This window comes from Halomonas sp. (assembly GCF_034520545.1).
Lineage (GTDB): Bacteria > Pseudomonadota > Gammaproteobacteria > Pseudomonadales > Halomonadaceae > Halomonas.
Genome location: NZ_JAXHNN010000009.1, coordinates 13,602 through 34,953, shown reverse-complemented (window position 1 = coordinate 34,953; position 21,352 = coordinate 13,602). Strand labels below are relative to the sequence as shown.

The following is a 21,352-nucleotide window of genomic DNA, read 5'->3' as shown; positions in this document are numbered from 1 at the left end:
GTTGGCGGCAGGCGTACCCTATGCACATTCATCATTGCAGCGGTTTTCATCGTCTCAACAAGGGAAAAGTGATGAGCAGCAAGATCAACGTGACAGCCCCCCTGGTCATCCTGCACGGCGACGAGATGGCGCAGGTGGCCTTCGAGCGAATCCTCGACACCTTCGTGATCTCTCCACTGGACATCAAGCTGGTGGAGGTCGACCTGACAGCGGAGAACCGCCTGGTCACCAACGGCCAGGCGGTGATCGATGCCATCGAGGCGCTCAAGCGCTATGGCGTGGGTGTGAAGAATGCGGGAATGACGGTCAACCGCACCCAGTTGGGTGAGCTGCTGTCCGCCCATCCCGAGCTCGATGGCACCACCCTGCATCCGCTGGCCACCAAGTCGCCCAACGGCGCCATCCGCAAGGGCATAGGCGGCAACATCACCCGCGAAGACATCCAGTTCCGCAACCTGCAGTTCATCAAGCCGGAATGGATCGGCCGCGATATCGAGGTCGACACCATGGAGGTCGGCGGCAGCAAGGACAGCTTCAACGAGCTCTCCCGTGCTACCGGCATCGTCAAGCTGATGTTCGTCGGCGCCAGCGGTGACCCGGTGGAGCTGCACCGCCGCGAGGTCAAGAAGGGTGACCCCTGGCTGCTCGCCACCAACGAAATCGACGAGATCAAGGCCTGGGCACACCGCTTCTTCCAGCGCGCCATCGACGAAAAGCGCAACATCTACCTGGGCCTCAAGGACACCGTGATCGCCGGCTACGACGGCGTGATGCGCGCCGCCATTGAGGACATCTACGAGAGCGACTATCGAGCACAGGTCGAGGCGCTGGGGCTCAGCTACCACTACGAGCTGATCGACGCCCAGGCTGCACGCATCGTCGCCAATCCGCCAGAGCGGGCGCTGTGGGGCGTGCCCGACAACACCACCGGTCGCAAGCTCTACAAGCTGGTCGAGCAGCTCAAGCAACATGGCATCCCCACCCGCAAGGCGCACGTCTCACTGTCGCGGATGAGTGCCGGCGGCGGCGATCAGTACGGCAGCTACAACGCCCCCGCCATGGAGGACGGCATCCTCAAGGTGATCGTCGACGGCGAAGAGAAGCATGCGCGCCACGTCAAGCGAGGCGACCCCATCCTGCTGATGTCCAACGATCATGAGGCCATCAAGGATTGGATCACCCAGGTGTTCCGTGACGCGTCGCGCAAGGACAAGGAGGTCTACTTTGGCCTCAAGCGCGAGTACATGAACTACGACGAGGTGTTCAGCACCGTGATCACCGATGTGCGCAAGGAGCTCGCCCAGGCCGATACCCCGCCGCCATCGTTCATGATCATGCGGCCCTCCAGCCAGCTCATCAAGATGATCACCGATCCGCCGCGCAACGCCCTCTACCCGGCGCAGAACCTCGATGGCGACATCTTCTCGGATATCTCCGCGGCGCTCGGCGGCAGCCTGGCCACCGCCAGCTCGATCATCGAGAGCAAGAGCGGCACCATGCTCTTCGAGGCACCCCACGGCACCGCCCACGACCTCTACCTGAAGTACCTGGAGAGCGACGGCAAGGAGGCGCATTTCAACTCCTCGGCGCTGATCTTCGCCGTGGCCAATGCCCTGGAAACCCTCGGCGAGCGGGAGAACAACGCGGCCCTGATCGATTACGCCACACGCCTCAAGGCCGCGCTGATCGATACCGTTGCCGACGGCGTCATCACCGGCGATCTCAAGGGCAAGACCACCGACCCCGCAGCGGAAACCATCGTCGACATGCAAGGTTTCCTCGACGCCGTGGCCCAGCGCCTGCAGGCCTGACACCACGACGGCGGCCTCGTACCTTGCCGGGCCGAGGCCGCCGGGTGTTTCCCACGAGATAGACGTTACTCAGCACATCCCGCGGTTCTGCGACATCGTCATCAATCTCCCGCCCGAGGCTCCTGGACGATGTCCATACCATCATGGCGGTCCGCACCGCCGACGTAAGAGGCCGCCGCCGCGTGCTCGCGTTCGGTCACGACCCGGTCACGTCCGCTCTCCTTGGCCAAGTAGAGCAGTTGATCAGCACGACTGTAGAGCCGATCGAAGCCCGTCTCATCCTCTGCCTCGACCACTCCGATGCTCAACCGTCAGCCGGCGGTCGGCCGCCGGCCCGGGTAACGGCATCGCTCGAGTCGCCCGCAGGATCCGCTCTGCCAGGATCTGTGCTCCCGCCAGATCGCTGTCGGGCATCAGGATTGCGAATTCCTCGCCTCCCATTCGCGCTACGGTGTCGACACGCCGCACATGCCGTTCCAGGGTACGGGAAAAGCCCAAAAGCACCGTGTCGCCAAGCGGGTGGCCGAAGTCGTCGTTGATGCGCTTGAAGTGATCCAGATCCAGCAGCATCAGGCTCAGGGGCGTACCGTGGCGTCGACGCCACTCGAACGCCTGCTCAGCCATTTCCCGCAGCCAGCGGCGGTTGCTGAGGCTGGTCAGCTCGTCGGTCCGGCTCTGCAGGCGCATGGTCTCCCGCTGACGATCCAGATGAAGCAGCATCAGCATCACCGCGCCGACCGCCAGCAGGAGCAGCAAGAGCAGCAACGCCACGGCAAGGGTCAGCCGCTCCATCAACAGGCGCTGTTCGGCGGACGCCTGGTGGAGCTGCTCGTTCAGTTCGCTGTAGGCCCAGGCCAGGCCCTCCTCGATCTCCAAGCCCAGCACCAGGATGGCCTCGCCATCCGCCTCGTCGAACCCCTCCTCGGAAGCGCGATCGACGGCCGCCTCCAAGGCGGGCAGCCGCGACTCCACATAAGCCAACTCCTCGAACAGCTGGCTATAACTGGCCGGCACGATCTCGCTGCGGCGAAGCTGCCGTTGGACACTCTCGACACGGCGAGGAATCCGCCACAAGACATCATGGACCTGTCCCAGATGCATCCGCTCCGGATGGTCGATCAGGCTTTCCAGGGCCATGCGTAATGCAGCGGGATCCTGCTGAGCCCTTACCACGTCGGTGACCAGCGCCGTGTAGTCGGCCCCCACATGCCGACGTGCCTCGGAGACGTAGTAGCCGAATGCCAGGGCACAAAGCGTAGCGATCAGGCTGAATGCCACGACCAGACGCATCCCCAGGCCCCGGCTAGAAGCGTTCATCGGGCGCTGATTTCCCGGATCGCCCAGATCCAGCGCGTGATCGACACGTTACCCTCCATCGCGCCGGCGGCGTCCTCGGGCACGATCAGCATCAAGGGCCCCAGCACATCTTCACTGAGGGGCTCCCCATCGAGCCGCGTGGCCAGCAAGTAGCGCTTCTCCTGCCGCTGGGCCGGTGTAAGGAAGGTCGTGTAACCATCCAAGGCGAGGAACCTGACGCGCCGCGCCTCCTCGAGGCCCTGGGCGGCGAGGAAGTCATCCAGCCAGACCCCCGCGAAGGTGCCCTCGGGGCCTTCTGGATGGCGCATATTTACCTCATGAAGGCCCGGTTCCTCGATCTGTTCGAGGGTGAGCTCGCGGGACTCCATGCCTTCCGTCACGGTCAGCACCGGGGAAGCGCTATCGGCGATGGCGGGACCCGCAGCAGCCAGCAGTAAGAGCCAGCCGGCCAGGAAGCCGGCGCGTGTGGGAAATGAAGGAATATCCATGGGAACTCCCGAAACGGGATGAAAAGTATTGAATGGCAGCGACTGTACAGCCCTGTCGCTAGCTATTAGAGCTTGACGGTCGGATCCCCGAATCCCTTGGGCACATAGAGATTGTGCTCCCCGAGGTTCTTGACGTCTGTCTCACCACACAGCGCCATGCTGACATCCAGCTCCTTGTGGATGATCTCGAGTGCCCTGGTCACACCTGCTTCGCCCGCCGCCCCCAGACCATAGGTGAACGCCCTGCCGATATAGGTTCCCTTGGCCCCAAGCGCCAGCGCCTTCAGTGCATCCTGACCGGAGCGAATGCCCGAATCGAAGTGCACCTCCACCTCATCCCCTACCGCCTCGATAATGGATGGCAGCATGCGAATGGAGCTGACGGCACCATCCAGCTGGCGTCCCCCGTGATTGGAGACGATGATCGCATCGACGCCGACCTCGACGGCTCGCCGAGCATCTTCCGGCGTCATGATGCCTTTCACGATCATCTTCCCACCCCACCACTTCTTGAACTGGGCGATACGCTCCCAATTCAGCGATACATCGAACGCTTCTGCCGTCCAGGTGGAGAGCGACGACGGATCGGTCACCCCTTGGGCATGGCCGACGATATTGCCGAAGGAGCGGCGCTTGGTACCCAGCATCTCCAGACCCCAGGGCACCTTGGTGGCCATGTTGGCGATCGAGCGCGCCGTCAGCTTGGGCGGGGCCGATAGCCCGTTTTTGATGTCTTTATGGCGTTGGCCAAGCACCTGCAGGTCGACCGTGACAACAATCGCGGAACACTTGGCCGCCTTGGCACGCTCGAACAGACGACGCATGAAGTCGTCATCCTTGAGGGTGTAGACCTGAAACCAGAAGGGCTTGGAGGTGTGCGCAGCCACGTCTTCGATCGAGCAGATCGACATGGTCGAGAGCGTGAACGGTACACCGAATGCCTCGGCCGCTCGCGCCGCCTTGATCTCACCGTCGGCAGACTGCATCCCCGTCAACCCGACCGGTGCCAGCGCCACCGGCATGGCCACGTCCTCCCCGATCATCCGGCTTTGCGTGGTGCGCCCGGCCATATCCACCGCCACGCGCTGCTTGAGATGGATGTGCTGGAAGTCACTGCTGTTTTCGCGAAACGTCTGCTCCGTCCAGCTGCCGGATTCGGCGTAGTCGTAAAACATCTTCGGCGTGCGTCTCACGTAGTGACGTCGCAGATCTTCGATGTTGGTATAGAGCGGCATGCTGCCTCCTATGTGAAGGGTGCGCGTAGCGCATGATCGCCAGCAGATACGGATGGCGTCCAGCGACAGATGCCGCTGCTGGCGCCGGTAATCACCACACAGCGCCTTGAAAGTATCGATTTATTCATCGCATGAGAGAACGGGAGACGATAAGAAAAGCGCTTCCATGCCACCCTTGAGGACGAGGCTGGCTCGACCCACGGATATCACGAACGAAAGGGGCACCTCGATCGGAGATCGGTCACTCCTCTGACGACGCGTTCAGCATGTTTTCAAGACGCGCGATCTCGATGCGGGCGTTGACGAGTTCGCTGACGTCATACTGCACGCCGAGATAGTAAATCAGTTTGCCCGAGGCATCACGCAGCGGCTGAATCGACAAGCGGTTGTGAAAAAGCGTGCCGTCCTTGCGGTAGTTGCGCAGCGTCACCTCCACGGGCTCATGCACCTTAAGGGCAGCGCGAATCTCATCGAGCGCCGGCTGGTCGCGATCCTCGCCCTGCAGGAAGCGGCAGTTGCGCCCCAGGATTTCCTCCTGGCTGTAGCCCGTCAGCTGCTCGAAGATGCTGTTGGCGTAGACGATGGGAGAGTCCGGCTGGTCCGGGTCGGAGAGGGTCACGCCGTTCACGCAGGTATCCAGGATCTGCGTCAGGACATGCGGAATGATGCCGGTATCTTTTTCGGGAATGAATAGCATGGTGTCTCCAACCCAGGGCGCTGGGTAAACGAGTTAGTCCGTCGGCTTCTGACCGAGCTCCCGCTCGGCCAGAACGCGCAGGTCGCGCACAACGCGCTCCGTAGCGTCCTTGACCGCCACGCGAATGAGCTTTTCGAACGGGCGCATGGCAAAGTTCAGCTTCGCCAGTTCGAAGCTGAAGGTCAGCCGCGTATGCCCCTGCTGCGGTTCGAAGAAATAGTTGATCTCGAACGGATCCTTGATACCCCTGAAACACACGCGGCGCTCTGGCTCGAGAGCGATAACCCTGAAATCGGCCTCGGAGCGGCGCCCTTGATCGATTCGCACCTGCCGGGCTGTCCAACCAACGGCAAGCGGCCCGCTGCTCAGGGGCGTCAGCTTCTGGACCTCGGGCGACCAGCGCGGATAGTTGCGGACAAAATTGGTCACCACGAAGCCGAACACATCGGGCACCGGGCAACGAATCAGGGTACTGGACTGTGACTTAACCATCGTTCAAGCGATTCCCATGAAGACGGGTGACGGGAGTTCGCAACGCTAGGGGCATAGGCGTAAAGAGAAACGTCATCGAGCCTGGCTGCCAACACGACCAAGCTTGACGATAGCAGCATTTCCCGGGGTGCGCTCCATGGATCATTTTCCAGCGCCAGTGCCGGGTCACTCCGTAAGAAGGTGCCGAGAAGGTGGCATACCTTGAAAGCACCGCCATGCTGATGGCAATCTTCAGCGTGCATTTCACCAGTGGCCTGACCATGGGCAACAACGGCGATGAGATCGCACTCACCTTGCCATCACTCCCATGCCGGCATCCCCATGGAGGAAACTTCGATGATCATTCGTCACGCCAACGAGCGCGGCTACGCCGATCACGGCTGGCTGAAGTCTCGACATACCTTTTCGTTTGCCGACTACTTCGACCCCAATCACATGGGCTTTCGCAAGCTGCGGGTGATCAACGAGGATCGCGTTCAGGGCGGCCAAGGCTTCGGCACCCACCCCCACCGGGACATGGAGATCCTCTCCTACGTGCTGGAAGGCGAGATGGCCCACCGCGACAGCATGGGCAACGGCGCGGTCATGCGCCCTGGCGATGTGCAACGCATGTCGGCCGGTACCGGCGTGCGGCACAGCGAGTTCAACAACGCCCCCGACCGTGAGCTGCACTTCCTGCAGATCTGGATCGAGCCGAAAGAGCGAGGCATCGCCCCCGACTACGAGCAGAAAGCCTTTCCCGCCGAGCAGCGCCAGGGGCAGTGGCGGCTGGTGGTGTCCCAGGAGGGGCGCGACGGCTCAGTGAGCGTGAACCAGGACGTCAACCTCTACGCCGGCCTGTTCGATGCCGGCGAGCGAGCGCCTACGCCTGCGGTGCGCCACGCCTGGCTGCAGGTGGTACGTGGCGAGGCGGAGATCAACGGGCAGCGGCTCTCAGCCGGCGATGCCGTCGCCTTCCAGCCGGGGGAGACCATCGAGGCGGTCGGTGTGAAGGCCTCGGAGATCCTGCTCTTCGACCTGGCCTGAACGGACTAATACCCCCGCGATCCTGGATCGCGCAAGGAACGTTGCAAAGATGGCAACTTCGTCAGTGAACAGGGGGCAGACCATCGGATGGGGATGGAACGACCTCAGTGCCTCCTTCCGCCACCAGCTTTCCCTTTAGGGGGAATCACGAGGAAATCGGAAGAACAAAGAGAGAACGAAGATGATGACACGGCGCAGCTGGAGCGTGGTCGCGGTGGTGACAGCGATCGCCGCCATTGCCATATCGTACTTTCTGGCTGCACCGCAGAGTACCGAGCCGACCCCATCTGCGCCATTGCAGGAATCCGACTGGGTCTCGGCTGCTGCGGACATTGCGGTAGAAGAATTCGACCGTCTGGCGGGTCCGTGGGAACTCACGCTTCCGGCGGATCATGGCGTACACGCCGAAGCCAGCACGGAGCTATGGCAAGTGTCGGCGCACCTGGCAGATGAAGATGGCCAACCCGTCGGCGTCCAGTTCCTGCTTTTTCGCATCGGTCTCGCCGGACCCGATGCCCCGCCGCCAACTTCGCCCTGGGAGGCGCGCGAACTCTACCGTGGCCACGTCGTGCTGGTCGAGGCAGCTGACGAAACCATCGTCGCCGAGGAGAGGTTCGCTCGCGGCATGGCGGGTCTTGCCGGGTTTGAGGAAAACCTCGGAGAGCTTCGCATTGAGAACTGGTCGCTCGACTTTCCGGACCGGGCGGATGCCGATCAGTGGACCCTGAACACAGACATTGGTGATATCCGGGTCGAACTGAACCTGACACCCGAAAAGGAGCCCCTTCGGGTCGACGGTGACGCCCTACCCTTTCGCGGCTATGCGTTCAGCCGGCTGCGCGCCGAGGGCAGCGTCGAGAAGAAGGAGTACCGGCGGTCGGTTTCCGGTACCGTATGGTTCGAGCATCTGTGGGGCGAGCTGCCGATCCCCGGCGGCACGCCCGTGGCATCGGACCGGCTGCAAGTGCAGCTCGATGACGGATCTGAGCTTTCGGTCTTCCGCTCGCGCCGCCTCGACGGGACGGGCACGCCGACGGTAGAGGCGCTCCTGATCGATGCGGAAGGCACCGCCGTCGCCTACGACGACGACACAGCACAACTGGAACTGTCGCGCCGCTGGCAAGGAGCACAGGCCACCTGGCCCGTGGACTGGCAACTGCGGCTTGGAGATCTGCAACTCACCATAACGCCGGTCATGGATGCGCAGGAGCATGACTTCATGGTGAGTGTCTGGTCGGGGCTGGTACGAGCGCAAGGAGAACGTGGCGACCGGCCGGTCTCCGGGCTGGGGACCTTGCAGCTGACGGGATACGGAAACTGATGATGGGAAGAGCGCCATGAAAAAGCGGATCGTGATCGGCGGCACCGTCGTCACCCTGGCTGTCGTGGGGTTGGCGGTTGCCTGGCTGGGCGGATTTCTGCCTTCCCAATTCGGCGCCGATCCGCAGCGACATCGCTCGCCCACCGGGGAGGTTCCGGCGACCGAGCAGCGTCCGGGCGATCCTGAAGCGGGTTACCATGCACTGGTCAATGAACCCTATGTCAGCTGCGGCATGCCTCAAGAGGCCTGGAGTCGTCTGGCGCCCGAAACCGATTCATCCGACCTGCTGCCCGGTCGTGAAGGCCGTAATGCCGAGCTGCCCTATTCCCTCACCGCCCATGTCAATGCCGACGGCATCGAGATCATTTCCAATAACTGCCTGGTCTGCCATGCGGCACCCATCGGCGACGAGGTAGTGGTCGGGCTGGGCAATCCATTCGCCGATTTCACAGTCGATGCGCGCAGCCTGGTCAACCAGGTGGGCCGCTATGTGCGCGGCCCGGCACAGACCGCCGCCTGGCAGCACTGGGCCGACCGGATCGAGGGCATCGCACCCTATATACAGACCGACACCATCGGCATGAATCCGGCCACCAACCTCAGTTGGGCGCTGATGGCGCATCGCGACCCCGACACCATGGCCTGGTCTGACACCCCGCTGCTGGAACCGCCGCCCGAGACGCCGGTGCCGCTTCGCACCCCGCCCTGGTGGTGGATGAGCAAGAAGAACGCCATGTTCTACACCACCATCGGCCGTGGCGATCATTCGCGCTACATGCTGTTCGCCTCACTCCTGTGCGCCGATACAGTCGAGGAACTGGACGAGATCGATGCCTACGCCCCGGACATACGCGCCTATCTCGAAAGCCTCTCGCCTCCCGCCTTTCCGGGGGAAATCGACGAGGCGCTCGCTGCCGAGGGGCGGCCTGTATTCGAGGCGAATTGCGCTAGCTGCCATGGCACCTATGGCGAAGCCCCCAGCTATCCCAATCGCGTCATCCCACTCGACAAAATCGGGACCGATCCGCTCTATGCCGCGACCATGACCGATGGCAGCCTCGACCGCTTCTACAAATGGGTAGACCGCTCGCCACATGGCGGCACCGTGCGGGCCGCGCCGGCGGAAGGATATATTGCCCCTCCCCTGGACGGGATCTGGGCGGTGGCGCCCTATCTGCACAACGGCTCGGTGCCGAGCCTCGCAGCACTGCTCGACAGCCGGCTGCGCCCCCGCTACTGGCGCCATGCCGAGACGCGCGAGCATGACGCGGAGGCGATGGGCTGGCGACACGAGGTGCTGGAGTCCGGCAAGGATGCCGCCGCCGACTCGGCCGAGCGAGTCAATATCTACGACACCACGCTACCTGGCTACGACAACGGCGGCCATGACTTCGGCGACGACCTGAGCGAACAGGAGCGTCGCGCGGTGCTGGAATATCTCAAATCGCTGTAACGGGTGATAATTCGAAGTAACCCACAATTGGACGCTGCAATAGCCAGCAATTGGACGGAATCATTCACCGCCACAACGCACGACCCTGGCGTGTTAACAAATTTTATCCGATACTGCATTCTATATTTGTTAACGCGACGCTTCCATGTCTTACCTTCGCCTACAGCCCGAACAGTCCCGTGTGGCTGTCAACGCCATCCAGCTATTCGAGGCGCTGGAGCAACATCGCGCCCAGGCACGGCAAGTGGAGGGATCGATGCACTGGAAGCGGATCAAGGGCCGCGACTACCTCTACCGCTGCTACACCGGCGGCAAGAACCACTCGATCGGGCCCCGCTCGGAAGAAACGGAGCGTATCAAGCAGACATTCGATGCCGGTAAGGCCGAGTTCAAGACCCGCGATGCGAGCTTGAAGGAACAGCTGCTCTTGCATGCCGCCTATGTACGCGCAAACCGGCTGAACCGCTTCCCGACTCCCGGAGCGAGGGTGATCCGCGCCCTACAACGGCACGGCATCCCCTTTCGCATCATCGGTACCAGCGCGCTCTACGCCTTTGAAGCCCGTGCCGGCGTGATGATCGAGCCCCAACACCTGGCCACGGCGGACATGGACGTGTTGATGGATGCTCGCCAGGGCCTTCGCATCGTTACCGCTCTCGAGGGGAAAACACTGCTATCCATCATTCAGGCGAGTGATCGCAGCTTTAAACCCATGACTCCGGGCCCCTTCGAGTTTCGCGCCGCCAACGCCAAGGGCTATATGATCGATCTGATCACCCAGGTGACTTCGCCCATGGCGGTCAGTGAGTTCGAACGCCACCTTGACGCCGGCGATCTGAAGCCCGTGGGGATCGATTCGCTCAAGTGGGCCTTGGCCTCGCCACTTTTCGAGGCCGTGGTATTCGACGAGCGCGGCATGCCACTGCGCTTGACCACGATAGATCCCAGAGCCTTCGTATTGCACAAGTGGCACGTCAGCCAGCAACCCGACCGCGACGCCCTGAAACGCCACCGTGATGAAGCCCAGGCACGACTGGTCGCCACCCTCCTCCACCATGAACTCAAGGAGCTACCCACTACGAACGCCGTGAAGCGAGCCTTCCCTCACCTACTTACGCAGCAAGCCGAAGAAGCGCTCGATGACTTCGATGTGTGATGCAGGTCACAGAAAAAGACCGAGATTGGTTTCATCGAAAACCTGCCTGAGCGCGTCACCCTGGACGAGGACCAACGCGCACCCGAGTTATTACTGGCGATCAAGTCGGTGGAGGACCGAGACCGCTCGCCGGGGCGCTTCTTGCTTACCGGCTCCGCCATCCTCCTGCTGCTGTCCAAGGCGCATGTTGTGACTGAGCCTTGAAGCCCGACCGCCAGAGCCCCTGAGGGCGACAGACAAGGAAATCGGGGTACGTCCCGATTATTACGAGGAAATATGAGGCGTCGAAGTCAAACGCTCCGCGAGCGTTCAGGCCAAGGACGCCGCCGGTCTCGCTCGCCTCGCCGACCAGGCCGGCAAGCAATTCCAGGGCGGCATGCTAATCTACACCGGCCGCCACTGCGTGAAGCTGAAAGTGCCAGGCTGCAACGCCGTACCCATCGGCATGCTGTGGGGAGAAAAACTCGGTCATCGGCATGTTGCGGATGAGACATGAAGCCCGACTTCAGTGCCTAAGTGCGACTAGCAAGGAAATCGGGGACGTACCCCCCCGAGTTCGACAGATAGAAGCGTAAACTATTGATTAACCTGGAAACGCCTTTTCAAAATTGGCACTACAAGCGTGATGCGGCAGGTGCCGGCAGGCCAATCGCCTCGAAAAGGTCGCGTTGTTCAGGCTTCAATTTGGTCAGGCCGCTCGCCGTCTCGCGACGGTGAAGCAGGACCTGGTGGAACTGGATCTTGCGGGCAATTTCCAGTGCCCGCGTCGGCGAAAGCGTGTGATCACTGGCTTTCAGCCGCATCCGCAGTACGCGGTAAAGCACCAAGGCCAGGAAGCAGATCAGCGCATGGGCGCGGATACGCTCCGGCAACCGGTGGTAGACCGGCGCGATCTCGATATCACTCTTCAGCACCCGGAAGCCACGCTCGATGTCTGCCAGCGCCCGGTAGCGTTCGACGATCTGCTCAGGCGCATGGTCGGCCATGTTGGTGACCAGCAGCAGCTTGCCATCCATCATCCTGGCGCGATCCAGCGCCCGTTGATCGAGCACGTAGTTGAACGTCTCAGCGGTCAGGTCGACCTTGAGAATATGGCCGAGGTGAGCGTCGGTGACGGCCTTGTAGAACCTGGCCGTCACGCCGGGATCGGAGAGCTTTCTGCCGCGATAGCGACGTCCGGCATCCTGGTTGTCCAGCTTCTCGAACCACTGCCGCGCATCGGCCTGTAGCGCCTCGATCTTCTGATCGCGCGCGGTTGTCTGCGCCTTGGCGACGTCCGGGCGGTGCGCCACGATCAGGCGATGCCCCTGCCAGGCCATCTCGCCGTAGGCTTCGTGATCGGCGTCCTGACAATGCGTCTGATGAAACGTCTTCAGCAGGTCATCGAATTCGCCGTAACGTCGGCCGGGCACCGCCAGGATGAATTCCAGGGGACGACCCTCGATACGCACGGCGGACAGGGCTTCCAGGTTGTCCAGGGAGAGCAGGCCACGGTCGGCGACCAGCACCACACGCCGCACCTTGAAGCGCTTTGTCACGGTCTCGATGGTCGGCAACAGTGTCTTGGTTTCCGCCATGTTGCCATCGAATACCTCGTGATGAATGGGCAGCCCTTCTGCCGTCTGCACGACACCCAACATGAACTGGCGGGCGATCCCGCCCTCCTTCGACGGGCCGTAATGGCGGACATCACCCTCGAGTGACGTCTGGCCTTCGGCTCGGATCGTGGTGAGGTCGTAGAAGACGATCGACAGCTCTTGATCGATCAGCGGCTTGAGTTGCTGAGCCAGCACGTCATTAAGGGTTTCACTGCACTCCGACAGGGTATCCATGGTGCGCAGCAGCTGCTGATGGCTGATCGAGGCCGTGTCGACATCGGGCACCAGCACATCCTCCAGCCAGCGCAGCACACCGAGCTTGGATTCCGGATCGCAGAGACGGTTGAACACCATGACCCGCAGCAGCCGCTCGGCATCGAACTGCCGCTTGGTGCGCAGCACGCGGCGGAAGGCGTCATCCAATCCGAGCTCTTTCCAGAGCGAGGTCAGCAGCCAGGTGTCACCCACCGAGCGCGCCGGCGCGAAGTCGGTCTCGCCGGTGCCTTCGTCGAGCGTCGGCTGGCCGGAGACGCGCAGCAAGCCGTTGATCAGCGCGCTGGATTCCCCGGCAGTGACGGCCTCGAGGCGACCCAGCGTCGCGATCACGCGTTGGCGCGACTTGCCGGCCTCGTCGCGGAAGGATTCGACGAGCTTCACATAGCGACGCGGGCCGGATTTGGTGACTTTGACGAACATGTCATCACCATAGACCCCCAATGTCACTGCTGGCAAGGATCCAAGAGAAAAACGTGTCACTACAAGAATTCGGCCGAAATTGGCTAAGTGGCTGAATTCTCAGACCGCAGGTACCGATTTCCGGTCAAAATCGGCCTGGAAGTGTCGAACTCGGGTACCCCGATTTCCCGTTTGACCACATGGCCGCGCTTGTCTTCGAGCTACAGCTTGCCTTTTCGATATCGGAGCGATATTGGGGTACGGCCCAATTTTCTAACAAACAAAACCAAAAACAACTTGTTGCACTGAAATCAAACCCTAGATTTTTAACAGCGTATAAAGTATCATGAAACAACTATCGATATTCATAAAGAACTCCCAATAAGCAAGAGACAAAATGGCCATATATGTAGATAACGCAAGAATTATTTGGGCGAACAAAATTTGGTGTCATTTAGTAGCAGACAACTTAGATGGAACTCCATGCGTTTGCTGACGACATTGGGTTAAAAAGAAAATGGTTCCAACCATCAGCCTCATACCCTCATTATGATATCACATTAAAGACAAGAAGCATTGCTCTTGCCAAAGGCGCTAAAATAGGGTCAAAAAAACAAATTATATATTGTGCAAAAAGATTGAAAGAAGAGCAAAATAAAAAAAATAACCACACTCAAGCCCAGCTTAAACTAGGTTTTTAATAAGCTACGCTAGGGGGAAGCAAGACATGTACTTAGAAGAACAGTCTTTAGATGACATTTTGATGCGACTCTACGGAAAATTTTCCACGAGGAAATGGGATTATGTTAATTCGACAAAAGGACCTAATTACGAGAAGCAATCAGTGCTAATAAGACTCAACAACCCCCGCTCCAGGGTTAGTATGACAGAGGGAAAGGGTACTATATTCAGTTGTCTTGGCGAATTAATTTGGTATTTAAGTGGATCAAATAACCTTAAGCAAATACAGTATTATTTAAAAGACTATCATCATTTTTCAGATGATGGAAAAACCATTTATGGTGGCTATGGACCTAGACTATTTGGTCCCAAAAAAGCCAAATCGAAAACATAATAAAAATACTCAAACAAAACCCAAGTAGTAGGAAAGCTGTTGTCCAAATCTTTTCAGGCAAAGATATAAAAAAAAACTCACAAGGATGTACCCTGCACATGTACGCTCCAGTTCATGATCAGGGATGAAAAACTCCACTTATTCACTTGTATGCGCTCAAATGATATGTACAGAGGTCTTCCTCATGACATTTTCTTCATATGATCCGAACAGATAGTTGCTCGAAGGCTTGGCTTAAAATTAGGTGTTTATAATCATTATGTGACAAGTATGCATTTATATGAGTGTGACATTGAAGCCGCTATGCGTTTTATGAGAGAAGGCTGGCAAGATTTAGAAGAAATGCCTATTATGCCTACAGCCAACATTGAAACAAACATAAGGAACCTGATAAGATTTGAAACTAACGTACGCCACGGGAATCAAGTAGATGTTGCAAATTACTTCGAGCTCCCCGTATTGGTCGGACATAGGTAAACTTCTTCAGTTCTATTGGCACAGCCATAATCATAACAATATTTATGAGTTAAAAATAATCAAATCGTCTCTTAAATATAATATATACAACCATTACTTAGACAAGCGACTCAGATACATCAAAAATAAGGATGAAAGCTATGCCTTCCTCTAAGACTGAATCAAAATTTAATGACTTTCAATTATCGACCCTAAATAAAATGGTTGAAACTTTGATTCCTTTATTGAGGTCAAATCTCGAAATCATTGAGTGGGCAAGTCCAATACCTTATTTTGGCGATCCTAGCAAAGCAGAGATTGCAACTGTCGGGCTAAACCCTAGCAATAGAGAGTTTGTTTCTACCTAATAATGTTGAGTTAGCTGGTAGTGAAAGACGATTTCATACTCTTAACTCGTTGAAAATTCAAAGCTGGGATTCATGTTACAAAAGAACATCTATATAGCATATATACCTCATGCACAGAGATATTTTTTAACAATCCTTATGATGGTTGGTTTAAAGCCTTAGATAAGATTATAGGAAATACAAGCTTTTCTTTTTATAGTCCTTTATTCCATGCTTGTCATTATCAGACCTAATACCGTATGCGACTGAGAAAAAATGGGCGGACCTTTCATCACGACAAAAAGCTGAACTACTAAAAGCCTCAAAAATATTTTTAGGTGAAACCATTAAGAATTCTCCAATAAAGATTGTTATTCTTAACGGAAGGACGGTTGTTGAAACATTTTCCAAAATGACGGATATTAACCTCCACTCTTATCCTAAAGAAGAGTGGATATTGCCGAGAAACAGGTGGCCATGGCGTTTCTGGTATTGCCTATGAAGGAGAGTTGAGTAAAATATCGGGAATACCAATGGACCGCAAAATAAAAGTTCTTGGCTATAACCACAACATTCAGAGCAGCTTTGGTGTAACAGCGCAAGTCAGGGCACAGATACAATCATGGATAACTAAAAATGCAGAGGAAGTCTTTTAGAATGAATAGGGTAACGCTTGAAAACGAGATTAACTCCAGATTGACTACCTTAGAACAACAAGGCATGCTAATGCCCGGCATTCAACCTCCTGAAAATAAAGATGCCTTAGTAGCTCAAATGGTAGACAGCATTAGGCGCATTGAGTATGTCTCTACGGTTAGGTCACGCCAAGTAAGTAGAAACAGAACTAATCCAAATGATACAGCTTTCGACCCTATTCGGGCAGCTGTATGGTATCAGCAGCATGGAAATAATGAAGAAGCGTCTTGGTTAATTTTTTTATCAATTCACTTTGGCAAAGCACTTGGTACAGATTGGCTGTTAATTAAGGATATTTATGGATGCTTAGGAAACGGTCTTTGGGATTGGCAAACAGTTTCAAAAAATCCTCTCGCGCTCTCAAATTGGATTGCTCACAACCAAAAGATATTAAAAAGCGGCGGAAGAAAGTTTGGAAATCATAGGAAATACGAATCTTTAACTCCAGCAAAGCGGGGGTGGACCGGTGCTGTGATAGAGAGTTATGTAGACTGGGTAACAGAACATGGATCTCATTACGATTTATTTGACGATACAATAACTGATGCAGGAGGAGACCCGCGCTTAGCATTTAATAAGCTTTATCATTCTATGGATGTCGTTAATCGCTTCGGTCGAACCGCAAAATTCGATTACTTGACAATGATTTCTAAAGTTGGAATTGCAAACATCATTGCCGACCAGGCTTACTTGAAGGAAGCTACAGGTCCGCTAAGCGGAGCCAAACTACTTTTTGGAGGTACAACATCAGCTAACATCAATAATGATCTCCTTGAACAAAGGCTTACTGAAATAGATGAGATCCTCCAAGTTGGAATGCAAGTTCTGGAGGACTCTCTTTGCAACTGGCAAAAGACTCCGGGCAGATACATTAAATTTAGAGGGTAGACAAAATATCTCTCCAAGAATAACGAAACTTTAAGTTTATTCAGATGATTCTTTTCAATCATCTCGCGATGCTGCATTTGACCAACAACAATACCTGGAGCAACTCCAATTTTTTTAGAGAATTTTATAACGCTTCTATAATCGTTCCTAAGATTAAAGAAAGCTTCTTTATATTCAGGAGGAATCAAGACATCATTCGAAAAAAGTCAGCCTCTTGCTCTTGGACATCATCCTCATCGTCCATGCCTTCAATATGCACGTCAGCAATGTCATGTAACAATAAGTGTCCAATCTCATGAAAAACAGTAAACCAAAAGTGATCATCTGAGAGATATCTAAAACTAAGCATCAGCAAAGCTTTATTGCCACTAAACTTTTTAGTTGCTCCACTAGCTCTACAGCCATCTTGGAGTTTTTGCCACTACAATAGCTACACCACTTTTCGAACATATTTCTCTTAGTTCAGGAACAAAAATTTCAGGATCTTTTTTATTTGTTAAAGCTCGAATATCCTTTATGCTATCGTGAAGAATAGCTTTGCTAAACGGCTTGCAGTCAATACGGCTTGCAAGTATTTCTCCTTGCCGAAGCCATGCAGCTACTGCTCCGTCCTCTTGTTCAAATGTTGGATGTTCTGAACATTATATTCCCGTAATGGGCTTCCTGAAGATCCCTCCATTGTTCAATATTGTCAATGTTAAAATAATCTAGACAATGCAAAAACTTCTTTGCCTGAACTTTTTCCTCTGGAAGCCATCCAAGTTTTTGCATGCTTTTTACAGGAAACTTATTTAGCCAACTCTCCTCTTCTTCACTCAATGCCTTGAATATTCTCTCAATATCTTCGCGGTATTGAGCTTCTCTATTGAGCCAAAAGTCGCTATCAGCTCCGAAGATATCAGCTAGCCTGTCCGCTAACGCGCCCGTAATCTTCTCATTGCCTAAAAGCAAAGAATTTACAAACTTTATACCAATGCCAGCCTTTTCAGAAAAATCAGAAACAGTAATCTTCTTTTCTGACATTATCTCCTGAATTGTTTCTCCAGGAGGTGAAGCCCAGTTAGGCTGGAAAGCATGTGAATTATTCATAGCGGCCTCCAATATCAAGAAGCTTTATTCTTGAAACATCATCCCATGCCACATTCCCATGCTCATCTAAAGGAATTTTATGGTGGGCTGCGCTACAATATTCAAATAGTAACCGTCGCAAAGATCAATATATACTTTTCCTGGAGGTTTTCCGTCAACCTGAGTTGGGTTTCCTACCGGGATTCTTAGAATGCAGGTTGCTGCCCTAATATCAGCAATCCTACGGAGCAACATCTTTACCACAGGTAGTGGCAGCAGCCTATAGGCAACTACCTCACTGCGGCATATTTCCCTGAGCTGCTCAGTTTCAAAAGCTAATATTAGGGACATCCCACGCTGCTTTTCCAAATTTCAAACCCAGATATCTAGAAAAATTATTCGAGCCTAAGCACCAATAATCGCACAATACAATAATCGGGGACAGACCCTCATTACCCCGTAGGCGGAAAAATCACGTACTTGGCTTCACATCTCCCCCGGTCCTCTCTGTCATTAGCTTCAGTATCAACAGCGCAAACTGCCGTCCTGTCTCCTCATCCTCCAGCAAAGGCATGGAGAGCTTCTCGTGGTCGTTCATGGCGTCGAGCACGGCGTCGGTGACTCGCTTCGGAAAGAGGCCATGCATCACCTGGTCTTCGTTGTGGTTGCGTACCTGGGCCATCACTGCCTCGTCGCGTTCGATGCGGTCGGCGATGCCGTTGGCGAAGTGCAGCTTGTCGTCGTCGCTGACCTCGGCGCCGTAGAGGTCGTTGAGCTTGTCGATGATTTCGGCGAGGCGCTGCTTCTCGGGGTCATGGGGTTTGCCGGAACCCACCTCGCTGACTGGTTTGAGGCCGTAGTCGCCGGTTTGCTGCTCAAGCTGCAGGCGATGCTCGGCGCGCTTGGTGAGACGGTAGTGGGTGAGGTCGAGCTCGCTGACGTCGATGGGGTCTTCTTCCATAAGCCGGTCGATGCGCAGCAGCGGGTGGAGGTGGCGGGCGAAGACGCACAGCTGCTCCAGCTCGCGGTCGTCGAAGGTCACGATCTGGCTGAGGAACTCGTAGGTACGCACGAAGCTCTGCAGGTTCTTGCGAAAGAGGTCGAGCTCGTCGCGGGTGGTGCCGGCGTCCTTGAGCTCCTGGTCGGCGCGCTTGATGCCCTTGTTGTCGCCGTTGCGCTCGGCCTGGCGCCGTTCTTCCTGCCAGGTCCGGATCTGTTCGAGGATCGACTGGTAGCGGTGCTTGAAGCGGTCCTGGGCGGGGCGGCAGTAATAGCTGAGGCTCGACGCCGGGACCTTGGGGTCGAAGAAGGCCGTGGCGAAGGCTTCCACCTCTTGCCAGTGGTAGATACCGCTGGCATCCAGGCTGCGCTGAAGATCAAAGACGACGTTGGGGTCGGAGACGTCGGCCAGCTCGGCCCTGCGGTAGTAGGGTGCGAAGGCGGCGAGGACCTCCTCGGGGTCGTTGAAGAAATCGAGGATGAAGGTCTGCTTGCCGGGAAAGACTCGATTGAGCCGCGAGAGGGTCTGCACGCAGTCCACGCCCTGGAGCTTCTTGTCCACGTACATGGCGCAGAGCTTGGGCTGGTCGAAGCCGGTCTGGAACTTGTTGGCGACGATCATCACGTTGTACTCGTCGGTGTCGAACGCCTCGGCCATGTCGCGGCCCTTGAGGCCGGGGTTGAGCAGGGCGCTGTGCTCGGTGACCTCCTCGGGGATCACCTCGTCCGGCGGCACGCTGCCGGAGAAGGCCACCAGGGGGTGGACGTCGTCGTAGCCCTGCTGCTCGACGTATTGCGCGCATGGCCAGCTGCGTAGCGCACCGCCTCCTGGCGGCTGCTGGTCACCACCATGGCCTTGGCCTGGCCGTCCAGCAGGTGGCGCACGTTCTTGCGGAAGTGCTCGACGATGACCTCCACCTTCTGGCTGATGTTGTAGGGGTGCAGGCGCACCCAGCGGGCGAGCGTGCGCCGAGGCCTTGCGCGGCATCCACCTCCTGGTCCTCGCCGTCCGGGTGGGCCAGCTTCCAGGCGGTGTTGTAGGTGACGTAGTTCTGCAGCACGTCGAGGATGAAGCCCTCCTCGATGGCCTGGCGCATGGAGTAGAGGTGGAAGGGCTCGGGCAGGTTGTCGGCGCCGGCCGGTAGATCGGGATCCGGCGGCCGGCCGAACAGCTCCAGGGTCTTGCCCTTGGGCGTGGCGGTGAAGGCGTAGTAGCTGATGCGCTCGGTGGGCGTGCGGCCGGCGGCGTCCACACGCCGCGTCCAGCAGCTCCTCGCGCGCTCGACTCTCCTCGCCCTCGTGGCATCTGGCCTCGACCGCCGCAGCGAGTGCGCCTTGAGCTTGCTGGCCGAGCTGCCGGTCTGCGAGGAGTGCGCCTCGTCGGCGATCACCGCGTAGCGGCCACGGGCCAGCTCCGGGCGCTTGTCCAGGGCATCGAACAGCGCCGGGAAGGTCTGGATGGTGACGATGATGATGCGGGTGTTGCTGGCCAGCGCCTCGGCGAGCTGTTCCGACTTGCTCTGGTTGCCGATGTCGCGGGTGATGGGCCGCACCACGCCGTGGGCGTGCTCGAACTGGTAGATGGTGTCCTGGAGCTGGCTGTCGAGCACGGTGCGGTCGGTGACCACGATCACCGAGTTGAACAGCTTGGCCGCCGTCGTCGGCGTAGAGCGATGGCGAGCTGGTGGGCCACCCAGGCGATGGAGTTGGACTTGCCCGAGCCGGCGCTGTGCTGGACCAGGTAGCGCTGCCCCGGCCCCTTCGGCGCGCGGTGGCCTGCACCAGGCGGTTGACCACGTCCCACTGGTGGTAGCGCGGGAAGATCAGCGTCTCCTTGGTGGTGCGCCGGCCGTGGAAGTCCTCGCTGGTCGTCTTCTCCAGGTGCAGGAAGCGGCCGAGCACCTTCAGCCAGGCGTCCGGGGCGAAGACCTCTTCCCACAGGTAGGCGGTGGCGTAGTTCTGCTCGTCCGGGGGCGGGGGATTGCCGGCGCCGCCGTCCTCGGTGCCCTGGTTGAAGGGCAGGAAGGTGGTCTCCTTGCCGGCCAGCCGGGTGGTCATCGCCACCTCCTGCTGGCTCACGGCGAAGTGGACCAGCGCGCCGCGCCGGAAGGTCAGCAGCGGCTCGGGCTTGCGGGTGATGGGATCCTTCGGTCGGGCGGTCGTGGCGGTACTGGCGCTTGGCGTTCTCCACCGACTGCTTGAACGCGCTCTTGAGCTCCAGCGTGGCGGTGGGGATGCCGTTGACGAACAGCACCAGGTCCAGACGCGGGTTGTACTCCCCGCGCCGCGCATGGGGCGAGTAGGACACCTCCGGCACCACCCGCAGGCGGTTGGCGCGGTAGCGCGCCAGGGCCTCCGGGTTCATGCCGTGGTCGGGCTGGAAGCTGCAGAGGTCGAACTTCACACCCGGCACCTTGAAGCCGTGGCGCAGCACTTCCAGCGTGCCGCGCTTGCTCCAGCTCGCGGACCGACCTTCTGCACGAACACCTGCTCGGGCGCCTGGGGATTGGCCTTGCAGAACTTCTCCCAGCGCTCCGGCCAGGCCTCGCGCACA

20 protein-coding genes are annotated in these 21,352 nt (G+C 57.5%); 7 read left to right on the top strand and 13 right to left on the bottom strand.

Translation table 11 applies throughout. From position 1 onward, the window contains the following. The first annotated feature begins 71 nt into the window (after positions 1-71). Positions 72-1,811: an isocitrate/isopropylmalate family dehydrogenase gene (locus U5L98_RS05160; protein WP_322557279.1), complete on the top strand. Its 1,740-nt coding sequence runs from the start codon at positions 72-74 to the stop codon at positions 1,809-1,811. 101 nt (positions 1,812-1,912) lie between these two features. Here U5L98_RS05160 and U5L98_RS05155 read toward each other — a convergent pair whose 3' ends face one another. From U5L98_RS05155 to U5L98_RS05130, 6 genes are all read right to left on the bottom strand, one after another. Further along, a complete protein-coding gene (locus tag U5L98_RS05155; RefSeq protein WP_322557278.1) occupies positions 1,913-2,107 on the bottom strand; it encodes a hypothetical protein in 195 nt (64 codons plus the stop codon). Next, positions 2,088-3,128, bottom strand: a complete 1,041-nt coding sequence (locus U5L98_RS05150; protein WP_322557277.1) for a GGDEF domain-containing protein — start codon at positions 3,126-3,128, stop codon at positions 2,088-2,090. Before U5L98_RS05150 ends, U5L98_RS05155 begins: the two co-directional genes overlap by 20 nt. Continuing rightward, positions 3,125-3,616 carry a molybdopterin-dependent oxidoreductase gene (locus tag U5L98_RS05145; protein ID WP_322557276.1) on the bottom strand — a complete coding sequence of 164 codons (492 nt, stop codon included), beginning with the start codon at positions 3,614-3,616 and terminating at the stop codon, positions 3,125-3,127. The genes U5L98_RS05150 and U5L98_RS05145 overlap by 4 nt, the downstream gene beginning before the upstream one ends. A 65-nt stretch (positions 3,617-3,681) precedes the next feature. Beyond that, the gene (locus U5L98_RS05140; RefSeq protein WP_322557275.1) at positions 3,682-4,851 is read right to left on the bottom strand and encodes an alpha-hydroxy acid oxidase; all 1,170 of its coding nucleotides are present in this window, start codon (positions 4,849-4,851) and stop codon (positions 3,682-3,684) included. 241 nt (positions 4,852-5,092) lie between these two features. Further along, on the bottom strand, positions 5,093-5,548 hold the full coding sequence (locus tag U5L98_RS05135; RefSeq protein ID WP_322557274.1) for a PAS domain-containing protein: 456 nt from the start codon (positions 5,546-5,548) through the stop codon (positions 5,093-5,095). Positions 5,549-5,581: 33 nt separating this feature from the next. Beyond that, positions 5,582-6,040, bottom strand: coding sequence for an SRPBCC family protein (locus tag U5L98_RS05130; protein ID WP_322557273.1), 459 nt, complete (start codon positions 6,038-6,040; stop codon positions 5,582-5,584). 336 nt (positions 6,041-6,376) lie between these two features. Here U5L98_RS05130 and U5L98_RS05125 point away from each other — a divergent pair, with 336 nt between their 5' ends. The 4 genes from U5L98_RS05125 (at position 6,377) to U5L98_RS05110 (ending at position 10,996) form a co-directional block, all read left to right on the top strand. Continuing rightward, positions 6,377-7,066, top strand: coding sequence for a pirin family protein (locus U5L98_RS05125; protein ID WP_322557272.1), 690 nt, complete (start codon positions 6,377-6,379; stop codon positions 7,064-7,066). 181 nt (positions 7,067-7,247) lie between these two features. Next, on the top strand, positions 7,248-8,387 hold the full coding sequence (locus U5L98_RS05120; protein WP_322557271.1) for a lipocalin-like domain-containing protein: 1,140 nt from the start codon (positions 7,248-7,250) through the stop codon (positions 8,385-8,387). Positions 8,388-8,403: 16 nt separating this feature from the next. Beyond that, a complete protein-coding gene (locus U5L98_RS05115; protein ID WP_322557270.1) occupies positions 8,404-9,840 on the top strand; it encodes a c-type cytochrome in 1,437 nt (478 codons plus the stop codon). 145 nt (positions 9,841-9,985) lie between these two features. Continuing rightward, a complete protein-coding gene (locus U5L98_RS05110) occupies positions 9,986-10,996 on the top strand; it encodes a GSU2403 family nucleotidyltransferase fold protein (RefSeq protein ID WP_322557269.1) in 1,011 nt (336 codons plus the stop codon). A gap of 614 nt (positions 10,997-11,610) precedes the next feature. On the opposite strand, the gene U5L98_RS05105 is transcribed toward U5L98_RS05110, so the two are convergent. Beyond that, positions 11,611-13,290 carry an IS1634 family transposase gene (locus U5L98_RS05105; protein WP_322557268.1) on the bottom strand — a complete coding sequence of 560 codons (1,680 nt, stop codon included), beginning with the start codon at positions 13,288-13,290 and terminating at the stop codon, positions 11,611-11,613. A 452-nt stretch (positions 13,291-13,742) separates the two neighbouring features. Here U5L98_RS05105 and U5L98_RS05100 point away from each other — a divergent pair, with 452 nt between their 5' ends. Beyond that, positions 13,743-13,970, top strand: a complete 228-nt coding sequence (locus U5L98_RS05100) for a DUF4031 domain-containing protein (RefSeq protein ID WP_322557267.1) — start codon at positions 13,743-13,745, stop codon at positions 13,968-13,970. A 1,834-nt stretch (positions 13,971-15,804) separates the two neighbouring features. Beyond that, positions 15,805-16,731: a hypothetical protein gene (locus tag U5L98_RS05095; RefSeq protein WP_322557266.1), complete on the top strand. Its 927-nt coding sequence runs from the start codon at positions 15,805-15,807 to the stop codon at positions 16,729-16,731. Positions 16,732-16,915: 184 nt separating this feature from the next. Here U5L98_RS05095 and U5L98_RS18700 read toward each other — a convergent pair whose 3' ends face one another. From U5L98_RS18700 to U5L98_RS05070, 6 genes are all read right to left on the bottom strand, one after another. Further along, positions 16,916-17,086, bottom strand: coding sequence for an ImmA/IrrE family metallo-endopeptidase (locus tag U5L98_RS18700; RefSeq protein ID WP_416208177.1), 171 nt, complete (start codon positions 17,084-17,086; stop codon positions 16,916-16,918). A 263-nt stretch (positions 17,087-17,349) separates the two neighbouring features. Then, positions 17,350-17,820: a helix-turn-helix transcriptional regulator gene (locus U5L98_RS05090; RefSeq protein WP_322557265.1), complete on the bottom strand. Its 471-nt coding sequence runs from the start codon at positions 17,818-17,820 to the stop codon at positions 17,350-17,352. 451 nt (positions 17,821-18,271) lie between these two features. Further along, positions 18,272-19,552, bottom strand: coding sequence for a type I restriction enzyme subunit R domain-containing protein (locus tag U5L98_RS05085; RefSeq protein ID WP_322557264.1), 1,281 nt, complete (start codon positions 19,550-19,552; stop codon positions 18,272-18,274). Positions 19,553-19,640: 88 nt separating this feature from the next. After that, positions 19,641-20,432, bottom strand: a complete 792-nt coding sequence (locus U5L98_RS05080; protein ID WP_322557263.1) for a DEAD/DEAH box helicase family protein — start codon at positions 20,430-20,432, stop codon at positions 19,641-19,643. Continuing rightward, positions 20,429-21,202, bottom strand: a complete 774-nt coding sequence (locus tag U5L98_RS05075; RefSeq protein WP_322557262.1) for a type I restriction endonuclease — start codon at positions 21,200-21,202, stop codon at positions 20,429-20,431. Before U5L98_RS05075 ends, U5L98_RS05080 begins: the two co-directional genes overlap by 4 nt. Continuing rightward, a complete protein-coding gene (locus U5L98_RS05070) occupies positions 21,199-21,351 on the bottom strand; it encodes a hypothetical protein (RefSeq protein ID WP_322557261.1) in 153 nt (50 codons plus the stop codon). The genes U5L98_RS05075 and U5L98_RS05070 overlap by 4 nt, the downstream gene beginning before the upstream one ends. Between the last annotated feature and the right edge of the window lies 1 nt (position 21,352).

Excerpts from the sequence above, each read along its gene's own strand:
- U5L98_RS05160 (WP_322557279.1), top strand. The coding sequence starts at position 72 with ATGAGCAGCAAGATCAACGTGACAGCCCCCCTGGTCATCCTGCACGGC.
- U5L98_RS05150 (WP_322557277.1), bottom strand. The coding sequence starts at position 3,128 with ATGAACGCTTCTAGCCGGGGCCTGGGGATGCGTCTGGTCGTGGCATTC.
- U5L98_RS05145 (WP_322557276.1), bottom strand. The coding sequence starts at position 3,616 with ATGGATATTCCTTCATTTCCCACACGCGCCGGCTTCCTGGCCGGCTGG.
- U5L98_RS05140 (WP_322557275.1), bottom strand. The coding sequence starts at position 4,851 with ATGCCGCTCTATACCAACATCGAAGATCTGCGACGTCACTACGTGAGA.
- U5L98_RS05135 (WP_322557274.1), bottom strand. The coding sequence starts at position 5,548 with ATGCTATTCATTCCCGAAAAAGATACCGGCATCATTCCGCATGTCCTG.
- U5L98_RS05130 (WP_322557273.1), bottom strand. The coding sequence starts at position 6,040 with ATGGTTAAGTCACAGTCCAGTACCCTGATTCGTTGCCCGGTGCCCGAT.
- U5L98_RS05125 (WP_322557272.1), top strand. The coding sequence starts at position 6,377 with ATGATCATTCGTCACGCCAACGAGCGCGGCTACGCCGATCACGGCTGG.
- U5L98_RS05120 (WP_322557271.1), top strand. The coding sequence starts at position 7,248 with ATGATGACACGGCGCAGCTGGAGCGTGGTCGCGGTGGTGACAGCGATC.
- U5L98_RS05115 (WP_322557270.1), top strand. The coding sequence starts at position 8,404 with ATGAAAAAGCGGATCGTGATCGGCGGCACCGTCGTCACCCTGGCTGTC.
- U5L98_RS05110 (WP_322557269.1), top strand. The coding sequence starts at position 9,986 with ATGTCTTACCTTCGCCTACAGCCCGAACAGTCCCGTGTGGCTGTCAAC.
- U5L98_RS05105 (WP_322557268.1), bottom strand. The coding sequence starts at position 13,290 with ATGTTCGTCAAAGTCACCAAATCCGGCCCGCGTCGCTATGTGAAGCTC.
- U5L98_RS05100 (WP_322557267.1), top strand. The coding sequence starts at position 13,743 with ATGGAACTCCATGCGTTTGCTGACGACATTGGGTTAAAAAGAAAATGG.
- U5L98_RS05095 (WP_322557266.1), top strand. The coding sequence starts at position 15,805 with ATGAATAGGGTAACGCTTGAAAACGAGATTAACTCCAGATTGACTACC.
- U5L98_RS05090 (WP_322557265.1), bottom strand. The coding sequence starts at position 17,820 with ATGAATAATTCACATGCTTTCCAGCCTAACTGGGCTTCACCTCCTGGA.